Annotated in this window: 1 protein-coding gene and 1 other annotated feature; the gene reads left to right on the forward strand. The window is 41.4% G+C overall.

Translation table 11 applies throughout. The features are described from left to right. Positions 1 to 357 precede the first annotated feature (357 nt). The gene (locus tag ACYQ4S_RS11710; RefSeq protein ID WP_459771310.1) at positions 358 to 1263 is read left to right on the forward strand and encodes a LysR family transcriptional regulator; all 906 of its coding nucleotides are present in this window, start codon (positions 358 to 360) and stop codon (positions 1261 to 1263) included. A gap of 391 nt (positions 1264 to 1654) precedes the next feature. Next, positions 1655 to 1870 (forward strand) — a binding site (T-box leader). The last annotated feature ends 156 nt before the right edge of the window (positions 1871 to 2026 follow it).

Genomic DNA, 2026 nt, shown 5'->3' on the forward strand with positions numbered 1-2026 from the left:
ACGACTATCCGAAGATATAAACCGAACGTATTTTCGAATACGTGGCGGTTTAGTTCAGTGCACCCTTTTTTATGAAAATAGGTTGTCATTTTATAATCTATTCTCTTGACTTAACACCATAATGCTTGATTGATTTAAGGCTTTAACCAGTCATGAATAAAAATGAGCCAGATGGGCTTAAGATGATGCAAAAAAAAGTGGCACATTCGGGCGATGACTGTGAAAGCGTTATCTACAAAACATACTATAGCAACCGCTTACACATTATGGAATATAGGCTTTTTATGGTATTATAAATATTATTTATAAGGTTAGACATCGTGATAATTATCACTTTATTAGGAGGAGCAAGGGAAAATGAAATTACAGGATCTATATTATTTTAGGCAGCTAGCAGAAACGCGGAGCTTCACGGAGGCTGCGGAAGCGTTCTATATTTCCCAGCCATCCATATCAATCGCGTTGAAGCGACTTGAAGATGAATTCAATACGAGATTGATCAGTCGTGATCGTTCCTCAAAAAGTGTTCAGCTGACCGAAACGGGTGAACTGCTTTACAAACGCTCACAGGAAATCATCGATCTGATCGACAAGACAAAAAAAGATCTCCATAATATGGAGACCAGAGAAGTCCATTTGGGTTTTCTGCCGACGATCGGTGGCCATTTTCTTCCGTCGATTATGCCGCATCTGTCCGATTATCTGCCGTCACTCAAATTAGTTGAAGAGGAAAGTTCAGATATGATGTATGACATGGTGAAAACCAATCAGATCTCATCAGCAATCGTAGGCAGCGATGTTCCTGAGTTCAAGGAGAAATGGCTGATGCAGATTCCTGTTGCAGTAAGAGAAATGCATGTCTGGGTGGCCCCGCATCATCCTCTAGCTAAATATAAGCGTCTAAATGCACGGATGCTCAAGGAGACAAGTTTCGTGACGCTGGCAAAGGGTTATACCCATCAGCGCATATTCGACAAATGGGCGAAAGCCAACGCGCTTGACCAGTCCAGAGTTCATTTTACGAATGAAATTCAGACTGCCAACTCAATGATCGCGTCAGGAATGAGTGCCGGACTGATGATCGACTTGCTTGTCAGAGACCGGGCTGACCTCGTCAAATTGGAACTGACTCATGCACCGAAATTTTATATCAGTCTGCTGGTGAATACTTCATCGGAAGTCACATCGGATCAGAAGGCATTCAATGATAAGCTGATAAAAGTGGCACAGGATCTGTTTAGTGATGAAACTAAGAAAGAATGACTAAACAGGAAAGAACTGAAATTATTATAAAAAAATAATCAGTTAACCTTGACATTAAAAATAACACTCACTATAATGAGAAACAATTAATCAGTCAACTAATAAAAAGAAAGGAGGATCACTTCGTTATGGCTAACGGTTCATTCATCCAATTGACAGAGCAGAATACATGGCAAAGCTGGGGCGTCGACGTACGCGCTGGTTATTGGCGTTGCTCTAAAATTGAATGAGTGAATCGTAATGAGTGATTCTTCAGTTATACCACAGCTGTTTTTCAGAAGGTGACCGGATTGACATCAGGTTCAGTGTACCCGTATACCTTTCTGGATCCGGCTGTCCATCTGCAAAGGCAGAAACTCATTTTAAATGGGTTTCTGCCTTTTTTTAATAGATATAGTTGATCAGACATGAGAAGAGTACAGTGGATCATCCTTTTACAGAGAACCTGCCGGGCTGAGAGGTGGGTAAAGGAGTCGACTGGAATGGGCTCATGGGAACTTACCTGAAGGCGAGTAGGGTGAGTCGAGTCATTCACGTTAAAGAATGAGAGTGCAGGAGAAGAGTCTCCTGAATTGTGGTGGTACCGCGGTATTTTATCGTCCCTCAGTAGCTTAACGGCTAGTGGGGGACGTTTTTTTATAGAATAGGAAAGTATAAAGTTTTACCCGCTAGAAAGCCTATCACCTCAAACGTTAATCACTATCACTTGATTTGAAAAGAGAGGGGATTTAAAGGTACACTATACGTATGGTAGAGAAAAGCA

It is taken from the genome of Alkalibacterium sp. s-m-28, from assembly GCF_054658175.1.

What these genes read in the sequence shown, in the direction of transcription:
- ACYQ4S_RS11710 (WP_459771310.1), top strand. Translation starts at nt 358, where the DNA reads ATGAAATTACAGGATCTATATTATTTTAGGCAGCTAGCAGAAACGCGG.